The following is a 16,463-nucleotide window of genomic DNA, read 5'->3' as shown; positions in this document are numbered from 1 at the left end:
TAGAAGGTCAACTAATCTCACGCTTTCCCACCAAACCCGCTCGCACTTCCGAGATAAAGTAGAGGGAGCCCGTCACGAAAAGCAGGTCCTGATCATTGGCATTTTCTTCAAATTCGCTGATAAAATCACGATAAGAGTCAACAAGTTTATAACCAGAAACATCGCTTTCTTCTAAAGAGCCTTGGTAATCAAAGCCAGTCACCTTGACTTCCGCCTCTGGCAAAGCATCTGTTAAATAACCTAGCATCCCTTGATAATCCTTACGTTTAAGGGCGCCAAAAAGGATTTGAACTTGGAAGCCTTGCTGAATTTTTTCCTGAATAAACTCAACTAAACGACTTAAAGCTGGAAGATTGTGAGCCCCGTCTAGGTAGATATGCGGACGAATCCGTTCCAATCGACCGGCCCAGAGGGTCTCTTTCAAGGCCTGTCTGACAAGCTCTTCTTCGACCCTTTCACCTCCTGATGCCATAAACAGAAGAAAAGTTTGTAAAGCCAAGGCGGCATTTTCTTGCTGATAAGCACCTTCCAAACTGATTTCAAGCCGTGAAAAACTTGCTAGCTTACTTGAAAAATCTCCCGCATTTAAGGTGAAGTCTTGCCCGGTTTGATAAAGGTCTACATCTAACTCTCTCGCTTTACTTTGGCAGACAAGCTCTGCTTCTGGAGAAAGCTTAGCAATGACCGCCTTCTTGCCAGACTTGAAAATACCAGCTTTCTGATCTGCTATTTCCTCCAGACTATCGCCCAAGGTCTCCTGATGATCTAGACCAATCGAAGTAATAACTGCAATCTCGCCTGTTACGACATTAGTCGTGTCAAGCAGACCACCAATCCCCACTTCTAGAAGAACCAGATCCACTTCCTGCTCTTTAAAGTAAAGCAAGGCAATCAGGGTCAACAACTCAAAGAAAGACAAGTGGTCATGTGTTTCTAAAAGAGTTTTCTCCATCTCCTTGACTTGGTTAGCTATACGGATAAAGTCTTCATCTGCGATCGGTTGTCCATTGATACAGATTCGATCATGGATACTAATGATATGAGGAGAGGTAAAAGTACCAACTTTTTTACCATGGACGACAAACAACTCCCTCATAAAGGCAATAGTTGACCCTTTACCGTTAGTCCCTGTTACGTGGATAATGGGATAAGTCTTCTCAGGATTCCCCAACAAATCCACAGCTCGCTGCATTCGTCCAAGACCAGATCTAAAGTTTAAACCAATCCGACTATGAAGCCATTCTTCTACTTCAAACATACATGTCTCCTTAACAAAAGTCCAATCAACCACCACATCAAAGTATGATTACAAATAAAAGCGAGGTCGGGACTAAAATCCCGACCTCTTACCTGGTTAGCTAATCACTAGCTACTATGAATTTCAACGTGGGGTAAAAACGTCCACTGGATGTTCCAACTCTTCTAATTTTCAGGAGTTGGGCTAAAAACGTCCCCCCGGACTTACTTACGGTCTTTATTTTTAGCGTAAGGGTAAAAATGTTCACTGAACATTTTTACTCCTCCATAAAGCTGTTGAAGACTTCTTCAATCATGTTCCATTCGTCTTCTGAGTCTTCTGGGATTGGTTGTAATTCGCCTTCTGTTCCGTCTTCGTTTTCGATGAATGAGTAAGCTTGGATTTCAACTTCACCATTTTCATCTTCTTCTGCGTTAACTGGTACAAGCAGAACATAGTTCTTACCAAATTCCTCTTTCCCGTCGATGGTCAAAAGAATTTCAAACAAGGTTTCATTTCCTTGTTCATCAACAAGTGTAATCAATTCGCGTTCTTCGTGGTCATGGTTGTGATCGTGTGACATAGTTTCTCCTCTGTCTTAAAATTTTCTATCTAAATAATTTTGCAAAATCAGCTGAGCAGCCAACTTATCAATAACTTTCTTGCGCTTGTTGCGGCTAATATCTGCTTGTTCAATCAACATACGCTCCGCAGCGACCGTTGTCAAACGCTCATCCTGATAGTCTACTGGCAAACCAAAGAGTTCTTCTAGCTTCGCACCATAGGCTTGACTGGCTTCTACTCGCGGACCGCTGGTATTGTTCATGTTTTTGGGCAGACCTACTACAAAGCGCTCCACCTTATAGCTGTCAACCAATTCCTTGATACGGTCAAAACCGAACTGGCCCTGATCCTCATTGATCTGGATGATTTCAAGGCCTTGAGCAGTGAAGCCTAGGGGATCGCTAATGGCAACACCCACTGTTTTTGAACCGACGTCCAATCCCATAATTCTCATAGATTATAGATCGACTCCTTGTCCTTTAAGGTAGTAGCGTACCAATTCTTCAACAATTTCATCGCGCTCATACTTACGGATTTGATTTCGTGCATTGTTGTAACGAGGAACATAGGCAGGGTCTCCACTCAATACATAACCGACGATTTGATTTATCGGATTATAACCCTTTTCATTCAAAGAAGCATAGACATCTGTCAACGTCTCGCTAATCTCTTTCTTATTGGAATCATCCAATTTAAACCGTACAGTTTCTTCAGTAAATCCCATTCTAACACCCTCTTTCCTTAGAATAGTACTATTATAGCACATTCCCTGACGTTCTACAAATAAGTCAGTCTATTAATTTGGATTTTCTATTGTTCTGTCGCCCCATTTGCCACTCTATCTGCAATATATTGGCTAGGTTCGTTTTTTAAGAGATTTTCAAGACCGATATTTTTTAAATATTCCATCTGAGATGCCTTTTTGACATCCAATACTTGAAAATCATAAGTCGTTGTAGTCTGGATTTCTGTCTCGCTGAGTAGCTTGGTTTCCAGTGTAAATCCTGCTAGTTTACGTGCCTCTTGGATGGTCTCATCCTTCTCTTCAGCTTCTTGAAGCGCTTTTTTCGTCTCCTCTAGCCCATTTTCAGAGATAAAGTTCTTGAGTTCATCCCCGACAGGTCGTTTTTGCTGAATGGTCAAGGTCAAAAATTGATTGCCTTTATAGGTAATGGTCTGAATCTGCTGCGTTCCATTTTCTGACTTCGGCATCAACAAGGTCTTGGTGACAACCGTATTCTTTTCGGCATTGTCCAAAACGGGAAGGTTTGATTGGATGGGGTCAGATGCTGTTGTGGAAGCAGCAGGGGTTTCCTTTTTTTGCCCACATCCCGCAAGCAAAAAGAGAATAGCAAAACTAGCAATTAGTAACTTTTTCATAATTCCTCACATGATTTCAAAACAAAAGAGCAAACAAGGCCAGGAGTCACTCCCAGCCTTGATGTTTTATAGAGCTGCACGTAGACGTGCTTCTGCATTTTCTACATTACGGACAGAGCGTGGCAAGAAGGCACGGATATCATCTTCTTTATAGCCGACTTGCAGGCGCTTCTCGTCAACGAGAATCGGACTCTTTAAGATCCGTGGTGTTTCCATGATTAAGTTGAGCACTTCATTGACACTCAAATCCTCGATGTCAACTCCAAGTGCCTTAGCGTAGCGGTTTTTTGACGAAACGATACTGGCAATTCCATTATCTGTTTTCGTGAGAATATCTAATAACTCTTCTCTTGTAATTCCTTCTTTACCGAGATTTTGTTCTTTATAACTTAACTGGTGGGCATTGAGCCAGGTTTTCGCTTTTTTACAGCTAGTACAACTTGAGACTGTATAAATTTTGATCATGTACCTACCCCTTTCGCTACATGTTACTATCAGTTTAGTCTATTATACCATAAAAAGCATCCGACTTGCGACCTATTTTTAAAAAAATTTAACTTTTTTCGCGATTTTCGTACTTTTTTCTTGACAAATTTAATTTATAACCAACTTCTAAATTTTTTGATATAGATTCGTTTTACAATTGTAACACTTATCATATAAAGAATAATTATCAAAAGCAAAAAGAGGAAATAAATTGGTTTCAAAGGGGTTAAACGAAGGAGGTTAGCAATTGCAGAATAGGGAAGGAAGGTCACAAAACTAGCTGCTAGCAAGGTTGTCCCAAGAACCAACCATGACGGACGGCTTTGTAAGAAAGGGAGTTTTGCTGAACGAAGCATATGGATGACCATGGTTTGGGACCACATGGATTCAATGAACCAACCTGTCTGGAACAGGATGATAAAGCCCGTTGCAGACTCTGCTCCGTGAACATAAGCATGACCTGTCGTCATTGGGACAATGACAAAATAGAGCAAGATAAAGGTCAAAATATCAAAGGCAGAAGAAATCGGACCCATCCAAATCATAAAGCGAGTAATAGACTTAGCCTCCCACTTATGAGGATGCTTCAAAAAGTCTTCATCCACATTATCAAATGGCAAGGCGATGCAAGAAAGGTCATAGACTAGGTTTAACACAATCAAGTGAATCGGAGCCATAGGGAGGAAAGGTAAAAAGATACCAGACACTAAGAGTGAAAGAATATTCCCGAAATTAGAGCTGACCGTCATCTTGATATATTTGGTCATATTGGCATAGACTTTGCGTCCTTCAACCAGACCTTTTTCAAGCACCATCAAATCCTTATCCAGCAAAATGACATCAGCTGTCTCTTTGGCAATATCTACTGCTGTATCAACAGAAATCCCCACATCTGCTACTTTCATAGAAGGGGCATCATTGATCCCATCTCCCATATAGCCGACACAGTATCCATTAGATTTAATTTGTAAAATGATTCGTGCTTTTTGATCCGGAGAGAGTTTGGCAAAGACCGTCACCTTCTCAACTGCTTGGGACAACTCTTCGTCCGTCATGGCATCAATATCAGAACCCAACAAGATTTGATCAACGTCTAAACCAACTTTTTCGCATACTGCTTGGGTTACCTTCTCATTATCCCCAGTCAAGATCTTGGTTTGAACACCATACTCTAATAAAGCTTGGATAGCAGGGGCTGCAGATGGTTTTGGTGGATCTAGGAAGGCAAGATATCCTGTTAGAATCATCTCCTTTTCATCTTCAACAGAGTAAGCAAAACCTTCCTTTAAGCCTGTTTTATAGGCGACTCCCAAGACTCGTAAGCCCTGTTGATTGAGTTGGTCCACTTCTTTTAAGATTTCCACTCGGATATCATCCGTCAGAGGGCTAATCTGATCTTGATATTCCACATGGGTTGAAATCGCAAGCATTTCCTCTAGGGCACCCTTGGTTACCAAACTAACAACTTCGTTTTCATCCTTGACGATGACACTCATCCGTCTACGTTCAAAATCAAAGGGCAATTCATCTATTTTTTGGAAGCTAGTATCCAAATTTTGTAGAATAGCGTGTTCTTTAGCTTCTTTTTCAGTTCTACTGATAATGGCACGGTCCATCAAGTTTTTCAAACCGGTTTGAAAATAGGAATTGAGATAGGCTCGTCTCAACACAGACAAATCCAAATCTCCATGTATATCCAAAGGATATTCAAGAACAATTTCGTCTTGGGTAAGGGTTCCAGTTTTATCCGTACACAGGATATCAATAGCACCTAGATCTTGTATGGCATTGAGTTTTTTAATGACGACTTTTTCCTTGGCCATGATAATGGAGCCTTTTGCTAGACTGGCCGTGATGATCATGGGAAGCATCTCAGGTGTAAGCCCGACTCCTACGCTCAAAGCAAATACGCCAGCCTCTAACCAATCTCCATCCGTCAAGCCATTGGAAAGAAATACGATGGGAACCATGACCAACATCAAACGGATTAAGAGCCAAGAGATACTGCTCATATCCCGTTCGAAAGAGGTGGGCTCGTCATAAGTATTGAGAGTCTGCTCTATTTCCCCCATCATGGTGTCATCACCGACCGCTAGAATCAAAGCCTTGGCGCTTCCTGATATCACGTTGGTTCCCATGAAGGCGAGCGCTTCTGCTTCTAGCAGACTATCAAAATTTGACTGACTCATTTTTGACAAAGCCAATTTTTCAACTGAATCACTTTCACCTGTCAAGCCAGACTGTTGAACAAAAAAATCACGTGATTCAATCAAAAGGAGGTCTGCCGGAATCATATCTCCAGCACTCAATTTGACTATATCTCCAACGACCAAATCCTCAATCGCGACCTCTAAACTCTGGCCTTCGCGAATAACCGTGGCTGTATTCACAATCATTTTTGAAAGATTGGTCGCAGCTTTGTCACTTCGCAGTTCTTGGACAAAGCGAATGCCACCAGAGATTAAAACGAGAACGACAATGATGATAGAGGTCGTCGGATCTTCTTGCCCAGGCTTCGCCAACCAGACGTTGGTCACCATGGAGATCATAGCGATGACAAGAAGGATGATTGTAAATGGATTGATAATAGATTCGTAAATCTTTTTGAGGATACTGTCTTCTTGACCCTTGGTGATGGTGTTTTCACCATATAAATCACGATTCTTTTCTATCTGTTCCTCAGTTAAGCCTGTTAGACTTGTCTTGTAAAAAGATAGAGTTTCGTTTAAAGGTGTATAAATAGCTGCTGCTAATCTTTCTTTTGTAGTTTTCATTGGTTTCTCCTATCTGTATGAATGATGTGTTTCATACACAGAGACCAATCACTTTATAAGGGCAGAACGACACAAATCAGCGATTGGCTGTGTATGTGCGGTTCTGGGTGGTCGTCAATTTGCATCATCTGTCTCCTTTCCCTGTTCTAAAACAGTAGAAAATCCTGCCATAAAATGGCAGGATTAAAAAACTAATTATCTGTTTTTTCGTTCAAGCTTTAACTCCATAGGGCAATGAAATGATCTTAGTCTTGGCCTTCGCGACCAGGACTGTTGACCAACGAGTAGTGTCTCCACTGCTTTGCGGTAGTCATCCGTATCCCTATGGTAGCCTCACCTACCGTTTTCGTCTATCAGTATAAACCTTTAAAATATAAAAGTCAATGATTTATCTCATTTTTTAGATAACAATCAATTCTTTTGGAGCAAGTGTCAATAACTCACAACCGTTATCTGTAATCAGGATATCATCTTCAATACGAACCCCGTATTTGCCTTCAATATAGATACCCGGTTCATCAGTCAAGACCATACCAGATTTAATGACTTCTTTCGAAGTTTGGCTAAAGTAAGGTTCTTCGTGAATATCCAGTCCGATACCGTGTCCAATACCGTGAGTAAAGTAGTCACCATAGCCTGCCTCGATGATAATATCACGAGGGATTTTGTCAAAGTCACAGAAACCTAGACCTGCCTTGGCTTGATCAATCAGAGCTTGGTTGGCTTTCAAAACTGTGTTGTAAATCTCTGCTTGCTCGTCACTGACATGGCCTAGATAGATGGTACGTGTCATATCGCTGACATAGTGATCGTAGAGACAGCCGAAATCCATGGTAATGGCTTCTCCCAACTCTACTGGTTTGTGCATTGGATGGGCATGGGGTTTGGAAGAGTTGATACCACTTGCTAGGATTGTATCAAAGGATAAGCCAAATGCTCCTAGCTCCCGCATACGGAAGTCAAGGAAGTTGGCAATTTCGATCTCAGTCTTTCCAGGTTTGATAAAGTCAAGTGCATCGTGGAAAGCTTGGTCTGAGATAGAACAAGCCTTGCGAATAGTCGCAATCTCCTTTTCATCCTTAATCATTCGAAGTGCTTCAACAAACTGAGTCTGAGGAAGCAAGTCAAGCCCTTCAAAGGCTGCCTGCATACGGTGGTAATAAGAGACCGAAATCTCGTCCTCAAAACCGATACGATACAAGCCCATATCCTTAACAATGCCTGCAATAACAGCCAACTCATCGCGGTCAGCCACAATCTCAAAACCTGTCACTTCTTGCTTGGCTGCAATGATATAGCGAGAGTCTGTCACCAAGACCTGACGGTCACGGCTGATGAAAACTGTTCCATTTGAGCCCCAAAATCCTGTCAAATAGTAGACATTTTTAAGGTTGTTGATAATGATTCCATCTAGTTCTTTTTCTTGCATTTTAGCTAGAAATGCTTGTACACGTTTATTCATGATGTAACTTTCCTTTCAAATAGTGTCCTGTGTAGCTGGCTTCATTGGCCGCTACTTCCTCTGGTGTTCCTGTTGCGATGATGGTTCCACCACCGACACCGCCCTCAGGTCCCAAATCAATAATATGGTCTGCCGTCTTGATGACATCCAGATTGTGCTCGATAACGAGGACGGTATTGCCATCGTCAACAAAGCGAGCCAAGACTTTAAGCAAGCGAGCGATATCCTCAGTATGAAGCCCTGTCGTCGGCTCATCCAGAATGTAGAAAGATTTTCCTGTTGAGCGTTTATGGAGTTCGCTAGCCAACTTCATACGCTGGGCTTCTCCTCCAGAAAGGGTAGTAGCCGGTTGCCCTAGCGTTACATAGCCCAACCCCACATCCTTGATGGTCTGAAGTTTGCGTTGAATTTTCGGAATGTGTTGGAAAAATTCCACCGCATCATTAACCGTCATATCCAAAACCTGCGAGATATTTTTTTCCTTGTAGTGAACTTCAAGGGTTTCACTGTTGTAGCGGGTTCCGTGGCAGACTTCACAAGCCACGTAAACATCTGGTAAGAAGTGCATCTCAATCTTGATAATCCCGTCACCTGAGCAGGCTTCACAACGACCACCCTTGACGTTGAAACTGAAACGGCCCTTCTTGTAGCCTCGTATCTTGGCTTCATTTGTCTGGGCAAAGAGGTCACGTATATCGTCAAAAACTCCCGTATAGGTAGCAGGGTTAGACCTTGGAGTCCGTCCGATAGGGCTCTGGTCAATGTCAATCAAGCGGTCTACATGCTCAATCCCTGTGATCGTCTTAAATTTACCAGGCTTGTCTGAATTGCGGTTGAGTTTTTGAGCAATGGCTTTTTTGAGGATACTGTTGATTAAGGTCGATTTCCCTGATCCTGATACACCTGTCACCGCAATGAATTTCCCTAGTGGGAAGCGAGCAGTGATATTTTGCAAGTTGTTCTCACGCGCTCCTGTCACCTCTATAAAACGACCATTTCCGGAACGACGCTCTGCTGGCACTGGAATGGCACGTTTCCCTGATAAGTACTGGCCTGTGATAGACTTGCTGTTGCGAGCCACCTGCTTAGGTGTTCCTGCAGCAACAATCTCTCCACCAAAAACACCGGCACCCGGACCAACGTCAATCAGATAATCCGCCTCGCGCATGGTATCTTCGTCGTGTTCCACCACGATGAGAGTATTGCCCAAGTCACGCATCTTTTTCAGACTGGCAATCAAGCGGTCATTATCCCTCTGGTGAAGACCGATGGACGGCTCATCCAGGATATATAGGACACCTGATAGGTTGGATCCAATCTGGGTCGCCAAGCGAATACGCTGACTCTCCCCACCTGAAAGGGTTCCTGCCGAACGTGACAGAGTCAAATAGTTAAGACCTACGTTATTGAGGAAGGTCAAGCGATCCTTGATTTCCTTGAGAATGGGACGGGCGATAATGGCTTCATTTTCAGACAGAGTCAACTGGCTCACCAAAGCCAAGTGGTCTGCGATAGACAGGTCTGAGATTTCACCAATATGTGGCCCTTGCTCACCACCCACACGGACAGACAAGGCCTGGTCATTGAGACGGTAGCCGTGACAAGTCCCGCAGGTCAGCTCATTCATGTAGAGACGCATCTGGGTGCGCGTGTAATCACTGTTAGTCTCATGGTAACGACGTTTGATATTATTGACAACTCCCTCAAAAGGAATGTCAATATCGCGCACACCGCCAAATTCATTTTCATAGTGGAAATGAAATTCTTTGCCATCCGAGCCGTAGAGAATCAAGTTCTTATCTTCTTCTGACAAGTCCTCAAAGGGCTTATCAATATCCACTCCAAAGGCTGTCATAGCCTGCTCTAGCATATTTGGATAGTAGTTAGATGAGATAGGATTCCAAGGTGCCAAAGCCCCCTCACGTAGCGTTTTGCTGGCATCTGGCACTACCAAATCAATATCCACCTCTAACTTGATACCCAAACCGTCACACTCACTGCAAGAACCAAAAGGAGCATTGAAGGAGAAGAGACGAGGCTCTAACTCTGGTACGGTAAAACCACAAACTGGACAGGCATAGTGCTCAGAGAACAACAACTCCGAATCGTCCATAGTGTCGATAATCACATAGCCTTCTGCGATACGAAGGGCAGCCTCAATGGAATCAAAGAGACGGCTACGAATGCCCTCCTTGATGACAATACGGTCAACCACGACATCAATATTGTGTTGTCTGCTCTTGGACAACTCTGGCACTTCGGTCATATCATAGACTTCCCCATCCACACGGACACGAACATACCCATCTTTCTGAATCTTTTCAATAACGCTCTTGTGCTGTCCTTTTTTCTTACGGATAACTGGGGCTAAGATTTGCAGGCGCTGGCGTTCAGGTAACTCCAAAACCTTATCCACGATTTGCTCCACAGAAGAAGCCTTGATAGCCCCATGCCCGTTTATACAGTAAGGCGTCCCCACACGCGCATAGAGGAGACGCAGATAGTCATTGATTTCAGTCGTAGTTCCCACCGTCGAGCGAGGATTTTTACTAGTCGTTTTCTGGTCGATAGAAATAGCTGGGCTGAGACCATCAATGGCATCCACATCAGGCTTCTCCATATTCCCCAAGAATTGACGAGCATAGGCTGACAAACTCTCCACATAGCGACGTTGTCCCTCCGCATAGAGGGTATCAAAGGCCAGACTGGATTTCCCCGAACCCGACAAACCGGTCACGACAACCAACTTATCTCGCGGAATCTCCACATCAATATTTTTTAAGTTATGGGCACGTGCCCCATGAATCACAATTTTATCTTGCATCTTTGTTCTTTCTAGTCCATTATTGCTTTCCATTATACCAAAAAATGTGAAATTCTATTACCCAAAAAGCTGTTTTTATAGTATAATAGTACGGTGCAAAAAATGAATCACTGAATAGTAGGAAAGGATAGGGGATATGAAACAAGTTTTTCTCTCAACAACAACTGAATTTAAAGAGATCGACACGCTTGAACCGGGTACTTGGATCAACCTCGTCAATCCTACACAAAATGAATCATTGGAAATTGCTAATGCCTTTGACATTGATATTGCCGACCTTCGAGCACCGCTCGATGCGGAAGAAATGTCCCGTATTACCATCGAAGATGAGTACACTTTGATCATCGTAGACGTTCCCATCACAGAGGAAAGAAACAATCGTACCTACTACGTTACGATTCCGCTGGGGATTATCATCACCGAGGAGACCATTATCACTACCTGCTTGGAATCCCTCCCAGTTCTCGATGTCTTTATCAACCGTAGACTGCGCAATTTCTACACCTTCATGCGGTCACGCTTTATCTTTCAACTCCTTTATCGCAATGCTGAGCTTTACCTGACTGCCCTTCGTTCGATTGACCGTAAGAGTGAACAAATTGAAAGTCAACTTCACAAGTCTACTCGAAACGAAGAGCTGATCGAGCTCATGGAATTGGAAAAGACCATCGTCTATTTCAAGGCCTCACTTAAGACGAACGAGCGCGTGATTAAGAAATTGACCAGCGCAACCAGCAATATCAAGAAATACCTAGAAGACGAAGACCTGCTCGAAGACACCCTGATTGAAACCCAACAGGCCATCGAGATGGCAGATATCTATGGAAATGTCCTTCACTCTATGACAGAGACCTTTGCCTCTATCATTTCCAATAACCAGAACAACATCATGAAAACTCTGGCTCTCGTGACCATTGTCATGTCTGTCCCAACCATGATCTTCTCAGCCTACGGGATGAACTTCAAGGATAATGAAATCCCTCTAAACGGTGAGCCACACGCCTTCTGGTTAATCGTCTTTATCGCCTTTGCTATGAGTGTCTCGCTCACTCTCTATCTCATCCATAAAAAATGGTTCTAAGAGGAATCCCTATGTCTCAGATTGATTTACAGAAACTAACCAAAAAAAACCAAGAGTTTATCCATATCGCTACCCAACAATTTATCAAAGATGGTAAAACAGACGCTGAAATCAAGGCTGTTTTTGAAGAAGTCATTCCTAAAATCCTTGAAGAGCAAGCCAAAGGAACGACAGCTCGTTCCCTCTACGGCGCTCCAACTCACTGGGCCCATAGCTTCACTGTCAAAGAGCAATACGAAAAAGAGCATCCAAAAGAAAATGACGATCCAAAACTCATGATTATGGACTCAGCCCTTTTTATCACCAGTCTTTTTGCATTGGTTAGCGCTCTGACTACCTTCTTCTCTACAGATCAGGCCATTGGCTATGGGTTGATTACCCTCTTGTTGGTTGGACTTGTAGGAGGACTTGCCTTCTACTTGATGTACTACTTTGTCTACCAGTACTATGGACCAGACACAGATCGTAGCCAACGTCCTCCATTCTGGAAATCAATCCTCGTTATCTTGGCTTCTATGGTCCTTTGGTTGGTTGTCTTCTTTGCAACAAGCTTCCTACCAGCCAGCCTCAATCCAGTCCTTGCTCCATTGCCTTTGGCTATCCTGGGAGCTGCCCTTCTCGCTCTTCGCTTCTATCTCAAGAAACGTTTTAACATCCGAAGTGCAAGCGCGGGCCCATCACGTTATTAAGAAAAGTGAAACGCTATGGCATATAGTCAATCTTTAGCTAAGCAGATTCGAAAAATTCTAGCACTCAAACTTCCTCCCCAAATTTTCGAAGAAGAGTTAGAAGAAAAGAAACTGTTTGGTGGCCTGGCCTTTATGATTCGTGGGAAAATGGTCCTTACTGTCAGTTCCAGAAAGGACGAGCTGGTTATGGTGAGAATTGGCAAAGAAACGGAAAAGCAAGTTCTACCCCGAACAGGAGCTCATACCACATTGATGAGAGGGCGACCTTATCATGGCTATATAGACCTAGATATCGAAGGTCAAAAAGAACTTCCTTACTGGATTGATTTAGCTCTCTCCTATAATCAAGAGTTGACCAAGTAACTCATATCTAGTGAGATTAGAGATTAGAAAAACGAAAAGCAACTGCACAAGCGGTTGCTTTTTTCACTTGCTTTCTTGAGATTCAATAGCACTTCTGAGTCTCATTCTTGTAGTTTTCTCTCATCTTTTGTGATAGAATAGGCTCATACTCAATGAAAATCAAAGAGCAAACTAGGAAGCTAGCCACAGGCTGTACTTGAGTACGGCAAGGCAAAGCTGACGTGGTTTGAATTTGATTTTCGAAGAGTATCAATCTATTTCTAGGAGGATGAGATATGGTTTCTACTATTGGTATTGTTAGTTTGTCTAGCGGTGTTATCGGAGAGGATTTTGTCAAACACGAAGTCGACTTGGGGCTCCAACGTCTTAAGGATTTGGGACTCAATCCTATCTTTTTGCCCCATTCGCTAAAAGGGTTAGACTTTATCAAGGACCATCCGGAGGCACGTGCAGAGGATTTGATGCAGGCCTTTTCTGATGATAGCATCGACATGATCCTATGCGCCATCGGTGGGGATGATACCTATCGCTTGCTACCCTACCTTTTTGAAAACGACCAGCTCCAAAAGGTTATCCAACAAAAGATTTTTCTTGGCTTCTCGGATACAACCATGAACCACCTTATGTTGCACAAACTAGGGATCAAGACTTTTTATGGGCAATCCTTTCTAGCAGACATTTGTGAATTAGACAATGAGATGTTACCCTATAGCTTTCACTACTTTAAAGAATTGATCAAGACAGGAAGAATCTCAGAAATCTGCCCTAGCGACCTTTGGTATGAGGAACGGACTGATTTTAGTCCCAAGGCTCTGGGAACAGCTCGTATCAGTCATGTAAATACAGGCTTTGATTTGTTGCAAGGAAATGCTCAGTTTGAGGGAGAAATTCTCGGTGGTTGCCTTGAGTCCCTCTATGATATCTTTGACAATTCTCGATACGCAGACAGCACGGACCTCTGCCAAGAGTACCGACTCTTCCCTGACTTATGTGACTGGGAAGGAAAGATTCTCTTGCTAGAAACAAGCGAAGAAAAGCCTGAACCTGATGATTTCAAAAAAATGTTGCGGACTTTAAAGGACACGGGGATATTTGGGGTTATCAGTGGACTCTTGGTCGGAAAGCCAATGGATGAAACCTTCTATGACGACTATAAGGAAGCACTATTGGATATCATTGATAACAATATCCCGATTGTCTATAATCTGAATGTCGGTCACGCAACTCCAAGAGCCATTGTGCCCTTTGGCGTTCACGCTTATGTGGATACACAGAAGCAAGTCATTCGCTTTGACTATAACAAAAAATAAACAATTTCTCCATTTTTGTGCTTTGGTATTGATTTTCGTTACAATTTGTGTCTGAATTTATTGCATTTTGCTTATTTCTATGATATCTTTTTAAAGGAGGTGTATATGACTAAACAAAAAATAAATCAAATTGTCGGTTCAATTGGAGCCTTTATCGGGATTGTTGTATTTATCGCCTACATCCCACAAATTTTTGCCAATTTACAAGGCAACAAAGCTCAACCATTCCAGCCTTTATCCGCAGCAGTATCTTGTTTAATTTGGGTTATTTACGGATGGACAAAAGAGCCTAAGAAGGATTGGATACTAATTATTCCAAACTCAGCTGGCGTTGTCTTAGGTGGACTGACATTTCTTACTGCACTATAAAAGTTACTAGCATATAATCAAAAAGCTGAGATAATTTTCTCAGCTTTTTCTATTTTCTCAGATAGTTAGACGCTTGGACTCACTAATTTCCGTTTTTCCACTCGCAATCATTCTCGTGGTCATCAACCAGGCCTGCCGCCTGTAGAAAAGACAAAACTGCGACTGGACCTGTAAACTTGAAGCCTTGTTTTTTGAGATCTTGAGACAACTTTTCAGACAAGGCTGTTTTAGCAGGTGCTAGGTGATAGTCAGGAACATCATTCACGATCGTTTTTCCCTCAACAAAGGACCAGAGATAAGCGTCAAAAGAGCCGTAGGTTTTCTGGACTTGCAAAAATGCTTGGGCGTTGGCACGTGTCGCAAAGAGCTTGGAACGATTTCGGATGATGGCTGGATTCTCTAACAAGGCTTCCAACTCGCCATCTGTCATTTCCGCGACACGTTGAACTTGGTAGTTGTAAAAGACTTCTCGGAATCCTTGGCGTTTGTTTAGTACCGTTTCCCAAGATAGACCCGACTGGTAAGTTTCCATACAGAGCAGTTCAAAAAGAGCACGGTCATCATGAAGGGGTTGACCCCACTCTTCATCATGATAGGCCACATATAAAGGATTGTTCATTTTAACCCAACCACAGCGTTTTGTCATATTATTCTCCTATTTTACCAACATCTTAAGGGCCGATTTGATATAGTTCTCAGCTGTATCTGTCGTTCCTTCAAAGAATTTCTTGATTTTCTTGAGCTCAGTCGCCTTGTAGCCCAGTGCCAACATGGCTTCCATGGCTTCTTCCAGTTCTTGGTTTTCAGCGCTGGTTTGCACTGCCACCTTGGCAGGAAGGTCATCGCTAGCCACAACTACCTTACCTTCCAAGTCTAGCACCATCTGCTGGGCTGTTTTCTTGCCAATTTTAGGGAACTTAGTCAAGTAGGTGATGTTCTTAGTTTCAATCGCCTGAACCAAGCCAGCATTGTCATCAGCTGCGATGATAGCAAGAGCTGATACCGGACCAATCCCTGATACCGAAATCAGACTAAGAAAGAGTTTCTTCTCATCTTCTGATCGAAAACCATAGAGCAGATGGGCGTCCTCACGGACAACTTGGTGCACATAAATTTGAGTTTCTTGATTGACCTGACCTGAGTAAGAATAGGGATTGGCTACATGCAAAATATAACCTATACCATTTGCCTCTAGGACGATGTATTTAGCAGTGATTTTGGTAATGATTCCTTTTAAATATTCGTACATAATTTTTCTCCATTATTTTGCCTATCTAGTATACCATATTTCCCCAAGACAGACTGCAACAAAAGGTGCAACCTCTGGTTGACAAATAGTACAGGAGATTGTATTCTCATTATAAGTAAAAATTGTTAGGATAGAGGTAGAAAAAGGAGGATAGAATCATGAAACTCGCAGAAAAACTATTTGAGCTCAGAAAGGAAAAAGGTTGGTCCCAGGAAAAGCTAGCTGAACAAATCAATGTTTCTCGGCAAAGCATCTCAAAATGGGAGTCTGGACAAGTCCTTCCTGAAATCGAAAAAATCATTGAATTAAGCAAGATTTTTCAAGTGACAACTGACTATCTGCTACTGGATGAAAACTCTGAAAAAGATTCCACAGCAGTAATTTTTGAGGAAGACAAGGACAAATACTATAAGGAGGTTAAATCCTTTGGTCTTTGGCAAGTGATTTATATTTTCGTCTTAGCTCTGGCTATCTATCTCTTTTTAGCTGGTTCTAGTTTTCCAGCCGAGTTCACCGCCTGGATTTGGCTGACCTTCGTTCTTTTGATTGCTTCAGCGATTGCTATCAGCAAGACTCTCAAAACCAAACAACGTTATCTTGATAAAGTGATTGGTCTTGAGAATCCCTCAAACCAAGACGACTCTATGAAACCTTGAGTCAATTGAATCATATTTC

17 protein-coding genes and 1 riboswitch are annotated in these 16,463 nt (G+C 42.7%); of the genes, 6 read left to right on the top strand and 11 right to left on the bottom strand.

All coding sequences use genetic code 11. From position 1 onward, the window contains the following. Positions 1-7 precede the first annotated feature (7 nt). From HMPREF1125_RS11550 to uvrA, 9 genes are all read right to left on the bottom strand, one after another. A complete protein-coding gene (locus HMPREF1125_RS11550) occupies positions 8-1,258 on the bottom strand; it encodes a bifunctional folylpolyglutamate synthase/dihydrofolate synthase (RefSeq protein ID WP_000464348.1) in 1,251 nt (416 codons plus the stop codon). A 256-nt stretch (positions 1,259-1,514) separates the two neighbouring features. Beyond that, positions 1,515-1,820: a DUF1292 domain-containing protein gene (locus HMPREF1125_RS11545; protein ID WP_000017624.1), complete on the bottom strand. Its 306-nt coding sequence runs from the start codon at positions 1,818-1,820 to the stop codon at positions 1,515-1,517. Positions 1,821-1,835: 15 nt separating this feature from the next. Further along, positions 1,836-2,255 (bottom strand): Holliday junction resolvase RuvX, encoded by a 420-nt coding sequence (gene ruvX / locus HMPREF1125_RS11540; protein ID WP_002876031.1) that lies wholly within the window; start codon positions 2,253-2,255, stop codon positions 1,836-1,838. 3 nt (positions 2,256-2,258) lie between these two features. Then, on the bottom strand, positions 2,259-2,525 hold the full coding sequence (locus tag HMPREF1125_RS11535) for an IreB family regulatory phosphoprotein (RefSeq protein ID WP_000507060.1): 267 nt from the start codon (positions 2,523-2,525) through the stop codon (positions 2,259-2,261). Positions 2,526-2,611: 86 nt separating this feature from the next. Then, the gene (locus HMPREF1125_RS11530) at positions 2,612-3,181 is read right to left on the bottom strand and encodes an SP0191 family lipoprotein (RefSeq protein ID WP_000734682.1); all 570 of its coding nucleotides are present in this window, start codon (positions 3,179-3,181) and stop codon (positions 2,612-2,614) included. 66 nt (positions 3,182-3,247) lie between these two features. Continuing rightward, entirely contained in the window at positions 3,248-3,646 is a 399-nt protein-coding gene (spx, locus tag HMPREF1125_RS11525) for a transcriptional regulator Spx (protein WP_000591165.1), read from the bottom strand. Between the two features lie 134 nt (positions 3,647-3,780). Next, positions 3,781-6,441 (bottom strand): magnesium-translocating P-type ATPase, encoded by a 2,661-nt coding sequence (gene mgtA, locus HMPREF1125_RS11520; protein ID WP_000858847.1) that lies wholly within the window; start codon positions 6,439-6,441, stop codon positions 3,781-3,783. A gap of 195 nt (positions 6,442-6,636) precedes the next feature. Further along, positions 6,637-6,788, bottom strand: a riboswitch (M-box (ykoK) riboswitch). Positions 6,789-6,841: 53 nt separating this feature from the next. Next, a complete protein-coding gene (locus tag HMPREF1125_RS11515) occupies positions 6,842-7,903 on the bottom strand; it encodes a M24 family metallopeptidase (RefSeq protein WP_001042878.1) in 1,062 nt (353 codons plus the stop codon). Beyond that, a complete protein-coding gene (gene uvrA / locus HMPREF1125_RS11510; RefSeq protein WP_001152852.1) occupies positions 7,896-10,727 on the bottom strand; it encodes an excinuclease ABC subunit UvrA in 2,832 nt (943 codons plus the stop codon). Before uvrA ends, HMPREF1125_RS11515 begins: the two co-directional genes overlap by 8 nt. A gap of 136 nt (positions 10,728-10,863) precedes the next feature. Between uvrA and HMPREF1125_RS11505 the strand changes: the two genes are divergently transcribed. From HMPREF1125_RS11505 to HMPREF1125_RS11485, 5 genes are all read left to right on the top strand, one after another. Continuing rightward, on the top strand, positions 10,864-11,808 hold the full coding sequence (locus HMPREF1125_RS11505; protein WP_000815622.1) for a magnesium transporter CorA family protein: 945 nt from the start codon (positions 10,864-10,866) through the stop codon (positions 11,806-11,808). Between the two features lie 11 nt (positions 11,809-11,819). Continuing rightward, positions 11,820-12,497 (top strand): DUF1129 domain-containing protein, encoded by a 678-nt coding sequence (locus HMPREF1125_RS11500; protein ID WP_000077997.1) that lies wholly within the window; start codon positions 11,820-11,822, stop codon positions 12,495-12,497. Positions 12,498-12,512: 15 nt separating this feature from the next. Next, complete coding sequence (locus HMPREF1125_RS11495; RefSeq protein ID WP_000331819.1) at positions 12,513-12,860, top strand: TfoX/Sxy family protein; 348 nt, start codon at positions 12,513-12,515, stop codon at positions 12,858-12,860. 275 nt (positions 12,861-13,135) lie between these two features. Further along, the gene (locus HMPREF1125_RS11490) at positions 13,136-14,170 is read left to right on the top strand and encodes a S66 family peptidase (protein WP_000255132.1); all 1,035 of its coding nucleotides are present in this window, start codon (positions 13,136-13,138) and stop codon (positions 14,168-14,170) included. A 105-nt stretch (positions 14,171-14,275) separates the two neighbouring features. Further along, positions 14,276-14,539 carry a SemiSWEET family transporter gene (locus tag HMPREF1125_RS11485; RefSeq protein WP_000166113.1) on the top strand — a complete coding sequence of 88 codons (264 nt, stop codon included), beginning with the start codon at positions 14,276-14,278 and terminating at the stop codon, positions 14,537-14,539. Between the two features lie 82 nt (positions 14,540-14,621). Here the strand turns inward: HMPREF1125_RS11485 and HMPREF1125_RS11480 are convergent, their stop codons facing one another. Beyond that, positions 14,622-15,185 carry a DNA-3-methyladenine glycosylase I gene (locus tag HMPREF1125_RS11480; protein WP_000166573.1) on the bottom strand — a complete coding sequence of 188 codons (564 nt, stop codon included), beginning with the start codon at positions 15,183-15,185 and terminating at the stop codon, positions 14,622-14,624. 9 nt (positions 15,186-15,194) lie between these two features. Then, a complete protein-coding gene (gene ruvA / locus HMPREF1125_RS11475; RefSeq protein ID WP_000273413.1) occupies positions 15,195-15,788 on the bottom strand; it encodes a Holliday junction branch migration protein RuvA in 594 nt (197 codons plus the stop codon). Positions 15,789-15,946: 158 nt separating this feature from the next. Between ruvA and HMPREF1125_RS11470 the strand changes: the two genes are divergently transcribed. Further along, the gene (locus HMPREF1125_RS11470) at positions 15,947-16,444 is read left to right on the top strand and encodes a helix-turn-helix domain-containing protein (RefSeq protein ID WP_000761361.1); all 498 of its coding nucleotides are present in this window, start codon (positions 15,947-15,949) and stop codon (positions 16,442-16,444) included. Positions 16,445-16,463: the final 19 nt, after the last annotated feature.

Source organism: Streptococcus oralis SK304 (genome assembly GCF_000287715.1).
GTDB lineage: Bacteria > Bacillota > Bacilli > Lactobacillales > Streptococcaceae > Streptococcus > Streptococcus oralis_Y.
The sequence above is the reverse complement of the archived record's forward strand: the minus strand, read 5'-3'. Positions and strand labels throughout refer to the sequence as shown.

Coding starts and splice junctions, on each gene's coding strand:
- HMPREF1125_RS11515 (WP_001042878.1), bottom strand. CDS start 7,903: ATGAATAAACGTGTACAAGCATTTCTAGCTAAAATGCAAGAAAAAGAA.
- HMPREF1125_RS11550 (WP_000464348.1), bottom strand. CDS start 1,258: ATGTTTGAAGTAGAAGAATGGCTTCATAGTCGGATTGGTTTAAACTTT.
- HMPREF1125_RS11485 (WP_000166113.1), top strand. CDS start 14,276: ATGACTAAACAAAAAATAAATCAAATTGTCGGTTCAATTGGAGCCTTT.
- ruvX (WP_002876031.1), bottom strand. CDS start 2,255: ATGAGAATTATGGGATTGGACGTCGGTTCAAAAACAGTGGGTGTTGCC.
- HMPREF1125_RS11530 (WP_000734682.1), bottom strand. CDS start 3,181: ATGAAAAAGTTACTAATTGCTAGTTTTGCTATTCTCTTTTTGCTTGCG.
- spx (WP_000591165.1), bottom strand. CDS start 3,646: ATGATCAAAATTTATACAGTCTCAAGTTGTACTAGCTGTAAAAAAGCG.
- mgtA (WP_000858847.1), bottom strand. CDS start 6,441: ATGAAAACTACAAAAGAAAGATTAGCAGCAGCTATTTATACACCTTTA.
- HMPREF1125_RS11490 (WP_000255132.1), top strand. CDS start 13,136: ATGGTTTCTACTATTGGTATTGTTAGTTTGTCTAGCGGTGTTATCGGA.
- HMPREF1125_RS11535 (WP_000507060.1), bottom strand. CDS start 2,525: ATGGGATTTACTGAAGAAACTGTACGGTTTAAATTGGATGATTCCAAT.
- uvrA (WP_001152852.1), bottom strand. CDS start 10,727: ATGCAAGATAAAATTGTGATTCATGGGGCACGTGCCCATAACTTAAAA.
- HMPREF1125_RS11545 (WP_000017624.1), bottom strand. CDS start 1,820: ATGTCACACGATCACAACCATGACCACGAAGAACGCGAATTGATTACA.
- ruvA (WP_000273413.1), bottom strand. CDS start 15,788: ATGTACGAATATTTAAAAGGAATCATTACCAAAATCACTGCTAAATAC.
- HMPREF1125_RS11505 (WP_000815622.1), top strand. CDS start 10,864: ATGAAACAAGTTTTTCTCTCAACAACAACTGAATTTAAAGAGATCGAC.
- HMPREF1125_RS11480 (WP_000166573.1), bottom strand. CDS start 15,185: ATGACAAAACGCTGTGGTTGGGTTAAAATGAACAATCCTTTATATGTG.
- HMPREF1125_RS11495 (WP_000331819.1), top strand. CDS start 12,513: ATGGCATATAGTCAATCTTTAGCTAAGCAGATTCGAAAAATTCTAGCA.
- HMPREF1125_RS11500 (WP_000077997.1), top strand. CDS start 11,820: ATGTCTCAGATTGATTTACAGAAACTAACCAAAAAAAACCAAGAGTTT.
- HMPREF1125_RS11470 (WP_000761361.1), top strand. CDS start 15,947: ATGAAACTCGCAGAAAAACTATTTGAGCTCAGAAAGGAAAAAGGTTGG.